General features: G+C 65.4%; 7 protein-coding genes. All 7 read right to left on the bottom strand.

Going from position 1 to position 6,665, the window contains the following annotated elements; genetic code table 11:
• Positions 1-926: ATPase, T2SS/T4P/T4SS family (locus Q0C64_RS06865; protein WP_294121874.1), on the bottom strand; the 926-nt coding region annotated here is incomplete at its 3' end.
• A gap of 93 nt (positions 927-1,019) precedes the next feature.
• Complete coding sequence (locus Q0C64_RS06860) at positions 1,020-2,144, bottom strand: glycosyltransferase family 2 protein (RefSeq protein ID WP_294121872.1); 1,125 nt, start codon at positions 2,142-2,144, stop codon at positions 1,020-1,022.
• Between the two features lie 85 nt (positions 2,145-2,229).
• Positions 2,230-2,490, bottom strand: coding sequence for an ATP synthase F1 subunit epsilon (locus Q0C64_RS06855; protein ID WP_294121871.1), 261 nt, complete (start codon positions 2,488-2,490; stop codon positions 2,230-2,232).
• Between the two features lies 1 nt (position 2,491).
• On the bottom strand, positions 2,492-2,677 hold the full coding sequence (locus Q0C64_RS06850) for a glutathione S-transferase (protein ID WP_294121869.1): 186 nt from the start codon (positions 2,675-2,677) through the stop codon (positions 2,492-2,494).
• A 4-nt stretch (positions 2,678-2,681) separates the two neighbouring features.
• Positions 2,682-4,205 carry a F0F1 ATP synthase subunit beta gene (gene atpD / locus Q0C64_RS06845; protein WP_294121866.1) on the bottom strand — a complete coding sequence of 508 codons (1,524 nt, stop codon included), beginning with the start codon at positions 4,203-4,205 and terminating at the stop codon, positions 2,682-2,684.
• Positions 4,206-4,233: 28 nt separating this feature from the next.
• Positions 4,234-5,112 carry a F0F1 ATP synthase subunit gamma gene (locus Q0C64_RS06840; RefSeq protein ID WP_294121864.1) on the bottom strand — a complete coding sequence of 293 codons (879 nt, stop codon included), beginning with the start codon at positions 5,110-5,112 and terminating at the stop codon, positions 4,234-4,236.
• A 22-nt stretch (positions 5,113-5,134) separates the two neighbouring features.
• A complete protein-coding gene (gene atpA, locus Q0C64_RS06835) occupies positions 5,135-6,664 on the bottom strand; it encodes a F0F1 ATP synthase subunit alpha (protein WP_294121863.1) in 1,530 nt (509 codons plus the stop codon).
• Position 6,665: the final 1 nt, after the last annotated feature.

Below are 6,665 nucleotides of genomic sequence, written 5' to 3'. Positions count from 1 at the left end.
TCGCCGGGGTCGATCATTTTCGACAGGGCGTTGAGCATGGTCGTCTTACCCGAACCGGTACCGCCGGAGATGACGACGTTCATGCGGCTGGCGCCGGCGATCTTGAGCACCGTCGCCATTTTTTCCGACATCGAGCCGAAGCCGCGCATCATGTCGAGCGTGATCGGCTTCTCGGAAAATTTACGGATCGAGATGGCGGTGCCGCGGAGCGACAGCGGCGGAATGATGACGTTGACGCGGCTGCCGTCCTTGAGGCGGGCGTCGGCCAGCGGCGTGGTCTGGTCGACGCGGCGGCCGACCTTGTTGACGATGCGCTGGGCGATCTGGAACAGATGTTCCTCGTCGCGGAACTGGATCTTGGCCAGCTCCAGCTTGCCCTTGCGCTCGATGAAGGTCTGGTCGGGGCCGTTCACCATGATGTCGCTGACCGCCGGGTCGCCGAGCAGCTCCTCGAGCGGCCCGAGGCCGAGCAATTCGTCGACCAGCACCTTTTCCAGCGCGAACTGCTCGCGGCGGTTGAGGGTGATCTTCAGCTCGGCGAGCACTTCGCCGATGATCGGGCGGAATTCCTCGGCCAGCTCGTCCTTGCCGAGCGTGGCGGCGGCTTCCGGGTCGACGCGTTCGAGCAGGCGCGGCAGCACCTGTTCCTTGATGCGGTGGACCGAAGCCTCGAAACCCTCGCTCTTCGACGAGGCGGCGGCGCCGCTGGCGTTCTGCCGGTCATTGAGCCGGTCCATGGCGCCCATTGGAGGAGCGCCGGTACCACCGGATCCTTCTTCGGCACCATCTTCGTCAGTGGCTTCGGGAAGGTCCTCGACGGGAGGGAATTGGTCGCCTCCGGCCGGGGCGGAGCCGCCCTTCATCGGGCGCGCAACACCGAAGCTCGGCCGCTGGCCCAGACCGTTACGCTTGCCGAATGCGTTCATAACCGGTGATTCCCAATGCTACATCCGCGGAAAACAGAGATGGTGAATAGTCATCAAACTTTGAGAAAAGACTAATATCGATCAACGCGCGCCTTACCGCCGGGCCCAGGTAAGCCAGCCGCTGGCGACGTAATTCCACACCGATCCGACGATCGCGCCGGCGATCCCGGCCACCCACCAGCCGTGGAACTGGTCGTAGACCAGGCTGCCGATGCCGACGTTGGCGACTGCGCCGAGCGAGCAAACCAGGTAGAAGGACAAGAGGCCGCCGACCCAGGCCAGGCCCTTGAGCTGGCGGTCGCGGTAGGTGAAGCGGTTGTTCAAGGCGAAATTGAAGGTCATCGCCCCGATCACCGCCGCCGCCTGCGCGCCCGAGAAGGCGAGCCCGAGGGCATTGAGCGCAATGTCGAGCAGCAGCAGGTGGACGCCGACGCCGAGCATGCCGACCGCGCCGAACTGGACCAGCTTGACCGGCACGAACCGGCCGACGGTCTTGTCGAGCAGCAGCTCGAGATATTCGAGCGCCACCATCTCGTCGAGCTTGGATTCGCCAGCGACGCGGGTGCCAAAGGTGTAGCCGACCTCCGCAGTCTTGAGCGGGCGGTGGATGGAGGCGACCACATCGAGCAAGATCTTGTAGCCGACATTGCTGAGCCGCGGCGCCGCCTCCAGCAGTACATCGCGGCGGACGGCAAACAAGCCGCTCATCGGGTCGCTGAGGCGGGTTTTCATGATCGGTGAGGCGAGGGCGGTGGCGAAACGGCTGATCTTGAGCCGGCTTTCGTCCCATTCGCCGGTCGAGCCGGTGCCGGCATAGCGGGTGCCGATCGCCAGCTCATGACCGCCGGCAACGGCGCGATAGAGGTCGGGCAGGATGCGTTCGTCGTGCTGCAGGTCGGCATCGATCACCGCAATTACCGGCGTAGTGGAGGCGAGGGCGCCCTCGACCACGGCCGAGGACAGGCCGCGGCGGCCGATCCGGCGGATCATCCTCACCCGGCGGTCGGACTGGGCAATTTTCGTGAGCAGTTCGGGCGTTCCGTCGGACGAGCTGTCATCGACGAAGATGGCTTCCCATTCGATTCCGGCCAGCGCGATGCCGAGCTTTTCAAGCAGGGCCTCGACATTTCCCGCTTCGTTGAGGGTCGGAATGACCACGCACAGTTCCAGCGGCGCTTCGCGGGCATCGGTTTGCAGCGCGAATTTCTGCTGGAACATGAAGAAAAGGGCCCTTCCGCAATTCGGAAGAGCCCCTTGTGGGATTTCAGGGTAAAAACGCGGTTAACGCCCTGGCTTTTGGCACCTAGGCGCCGACGCTCTCCGCCAGCACGGTCAGGCCCTTGTCGCCGACCTCTGCGAACCCGCCCGACACGGCGATGCTCTCCGGCTGGGCGCCGGCGCTCTTGTAAATCTTGAGCTCGGCGTCCTTGAGCGTGGTCATCACCGGGGCATGGCCGGCCATCACGCCGAAATCGCCCTCGGTGCCGGGGACCACGACCATATGGACCTCTTCCGAGCGGACCAGGCGCTCCGGGGTCACCAGTTCGAAGTGAAACTCGGCCATCTTACTTCTTTCCCTCGATCACGGCGTCGAAGTGCGAGGCCGCTTTCTCGAACTTGTCCCGGCAGCCGGGGTTGCAAAAGCCGACGACCTTGCCCTGGTAGCGCGTCAGGCTGTCCGCGCTGACCGGGTCACCCGACCAGGGGCAGTGCGTATTGACGCAATCTTCGAGGCGAAGGTCGTTGGCCATGCGCTTAGGCCTCCTGGGCCAGCTTCTCGGCCTTGGCGACCGCCTCGTCGATGCCGCCAACCATGTAGAAGGCTGCCTCGGGCAGGTGGTCATATTCGCCGTTCACGACCGCCTTGAACGAGCGGACCGTGTCTTCGACCTGGACGAACTTGCCCGGGATGCCGGTGAACACTTCGGCGACGTGGAACGGCTGCGACAGGAAGCGCTGGATCTTGCGGGCGCGCGAGACGGTCAGCTTATCCTCCTCCGACAGCTCGTCCATGCCGAGAATGGCGATGATGTCCTGCAGGCTCTTATACTTCTGCAGCGTCTCCTGGACGGCGCGGGCGACCTCATAATGCTCCTGGCCGACCACCGCGGCTGTCAGCACGCGGCTGACCGAGTCCAGCGGGTCGACGGCCGGGTAGATGCCCAGCTCCGAAATGGCGCGCGACAGGGTCGTGGTGGCGTCGAGGTGGGCAAAGGAGGTGGCCGGGGCCGGATCGGTCAAGTCGTCGGCCGGCACGTAAATCGCCTGCACCGAGGTGATCGAACCCTTGTTGGTCGAGGTGATCCGCTCCTGCAGCTGGCCCATGTCGGTCGCCAGGGTCGGCTGATAGCCCACCGCCGAAGGAATACGGCCCAAGAGCGCCGACACTTCCGAACCCGCCTGGGTAAAGCGGAAGATGTTGTCGACGAAGAACAGCACGTCCTGGCCTTCCTGGTCGCGGAAATATTCGGCCTGGGTGAGGCCCGACAAAGCGACGCGGGCGCGCGCTCCCGGCGGCTCGTTCATCTGGCCGAACACCAGAGCGACCTTCGAGCCCTCGGGGGTCGGGTTGCCGTCCTTGTCCTTGGCGATGACGCCCGCGTCGAGGAACTCGTGATAGAGGTCGTTGCCTTCGCGGGTCCGCTCGCCGACGCCGGCGAACACCGAAACGCCGCCGTGGCCCTTGGCGATGTTGTTGATCAGCTCCTGGATCAGCACGGTTTTGCCGACGCCGGCGCCGCCGAACAGGCCGATCTTGCCGCCCTTGGCGTAGGGAGCGAGGAGGTCGATGACCTTGATGCCGGTGACGAGGATGCTGGCTTCGGTCGACTGGTCGACGAAGGCCGGGGCCTCGGCGTGGATCGGGGCCGAAAGGTCGCTGCCAATCGGGCCACGCTCGTCGATCGGCTCGCCGATGACGTTCATGATGCGGCCGAGCGTCTTGGGTCCGACGGGCACGCGGATCTGCGAGCCGGTGGCGGTGACGCGCTGGCCGCGGGTCAGGCCCTCGGTCGCGTCCATGGCGATAGTGCGGACGATATTCTCGCCGAGGTGCTGGGCGACTTCGAGGACCAGGCGGTTGCCGCCATTGTCGGTCTCCAGCGCCGCGAGGATCGGCGGCAGCTCGCCTTCGAAGGCAACGTCGACGACCGCGCCGATGACCTGCGCGACCTGGCCGACAAGGTTGCCGGTGGTCGGGGCGGGAGCGGTGGTCGCGCCGGTAGCTTTCGGGGCTGCAGCCTTCTTGGCTTTGGGCTTGGCGGGAGCGGCGGTGGCCATGGTCTAGTTTCCTTGCCTTCTAAGTCCGTTAGAGCGCTTCGGCGCCCGAGATGATTTCGACGAGTTCGGTGGTGATCGCCGCCTGGCGCTGGCGGTTATACTGGATCGACAGGCGATTGATCATGTCGCCGGCGTTGCGCGTCGCATTGTCCATCGCGGTCATTTGGCTGCCGTAGAAACCGGCCTGGTTTTCCAGCAGCGCGCGATAGATTTGCACTGTGACGTTCTTGGGCAACAGGGCGGCGAGGATCTCGTCCTCGTCCGGCTCATATTCGACCGCTGCGGCGGCAGCGCCGCCGGTTTCGGCCTTGGCTGCGACCACCGGGATGATCTGGTCGACCTGCGGCTCCTGTGCCAGCACCGACCTGAATTCGCTGTAGGCGAGGTGGGCAACGTCGAACTGGCCGCTTTCGAAGCGGTCGATCAGATCGTCGGCGATCGCCAGCGCATCGGCATAGGCCGGGGCCTTCATCGCGCTGGTGTCGTGCTGGGCGATGATGGCTTTCGGATAGACGCGCTGGATCACCGGGCGGCCCTTGCGGCCGACGATGTAGAACAGCACCTTCTTGCCCGATGCTTCCAGCTCTTCGGCCTTGCGGCGCGCGGCGCGGACGATGTTGGTGTTGAACGCGCCGGCCAGGCCGCGGTCGCCGGTGGCGAGCACGATCAGGTGGGTTTCATCCTTGCCGGTGCCGGCGATCAGCTGCGAGGATTGCGGGCCGACGGTGATCCGGCTGGTCAGCGAGGAAACGACCTCGGCCATGCGGTCCGAATAGGGCCGGCCGGCCTCGGCATTCTGCTGGGCACGGCGCAGCTTGGCTGCGGCGACCATCTTCATCGCCTTGGTGATCTTCTGCGTCGACTTCACCGAGCCGATGCGAAGCTTCAATGCCTTGAGGCTGGCCATCGCCTAAGCGTCCCTTCGAGCCTTAAGCGAACTGCTTGCCGAACGCGGTCAGCGCGTCCTTGAGCTTGGCGGCGGTGTCGTCGTCGAGCGCTTTGGTGTCGCGGATCGCCTTCAGCACGTCCTTGTGGTCCGAGCGGAGGTAGCTCAACAGCGCCGCCTCGTAGCGGGTGACGTCCTTGACAGGGACGGCGTCGACGAAGCCCTGCGTGCCGGCATAGATCGAGGCAACCTGCTCCTCGACCGGCATCGGCTGATACTGCGGCTGCTTCAACAGCTCGGTCAGGCGGGCGCCGCGGGCCAGCAGGCGTTGGGTCGAGGCGTCGAGGTCCGAACCGAACTGGGCGAAGGCGGCCATTTCACGATACTGGGCGAGCTCCAGCTTGATCGAGCCGGCGACCTTCTTCATCGCCTTGGTCTGGGCGGCGGAGCCGACGCGCGACACGGAAAGCCCGACGTTAATCGCCGGGCGGATGCCCTGGTAGAACAGGTCGGTCTCAAGGAAGATCTGGCCGTCGGTGATCGAGATGACGTTGGTCGGGATGTAGGCCGACACGTCGCCCGCCTGGGTCTCGATGATCGGCAGCGCGGTCAGCGACCCGGCGCCATTGTCCTTGTTCATCTTCGCCGCGCGCTCGAGCAGCCGTGAGTGGAGATAGAAAACGTCGCCCGGATAGGCCTCGCGGCCCGGCGGGCGGCGCAGCAACAGCGACATCTGGCGGTAGGCGACGGCCTGCTTGGAAAGGTCGTCATAGACGATCACGGCATGCATGCCGTTGTCGCGGAAATATTCGCCCATCGCGCAGCCGGTGTAGGGCGCGAGGAACTGCAGCGGAGCCGGCTCCGACGCGGTCGCGGCGACCACTATCGAATATTCCATCGCGCCATTTTCCTCGAGCGCACGGACGATCTGGGCGACGGTCGAGCGCTTCTGGCCGACGGCGACGTAGATGCAATAGAGCTTCTGGCTCTCGTCCTTGCCGGCGTTGGCCTGCTTCTGGTTGATGAAGGTATCGAGCGCGACGGCGGTCTTGCCGGTCTGGCGGTCGCCGATGATCAGCTCGCGCTGGCCGCGGCCGACCGGAACCAGCGCGTCAAGCGCCTTGAGCCCGGTCTGGACCGGTTCGTGGACCGAGGTCCTGGGGATGATGCCCGGCGCCTTGACCTCGACGCGGCTGCGCTTGTCGGCCTTGATCGGACCCTTGCCGTCGATCGGGTTGCCGAGCGCGTCGACGACGCGGCCGAGCAGGCCCTTGCCGACCGGAACGTCGACGATGGTGCCGGTGCGCTTGGCGGTCGAGCCTTCCTTGATCGCGGCGTCCGAGCCGAAGATCACGACGCCGACATTGTCGGCCTCGAGGTTGAGGGCCATGCCCTTGGTGCCGTCCTCGAACTCGACCATTTCGCCCGCCTGGACGTTGTCGAGCCCGTGGATGCGGGCGATACCGTCGCCGACCGACAGCACGCTGCCGACTTCGGAGACCTGCGCGTCGGCGTCGAAGTTCGCGATCTGGTCGCGAATGACGCGGGAAATTTCAGCGGCGCGGATATCCATG

The sequence above is a fragment of the Sphingomonas sp. genome (assembly GCF_023266535.1).
Classification (GTDB): domain Bacteria; phylum Pseudomonadota; class Alphaproteobacteria; order Sphingomonadales; family Sphingomonadaceae; genus Sphingomicrobium.
This window is presented reverse-complemented; position numbering and strand designations above follow the sequence as displayed.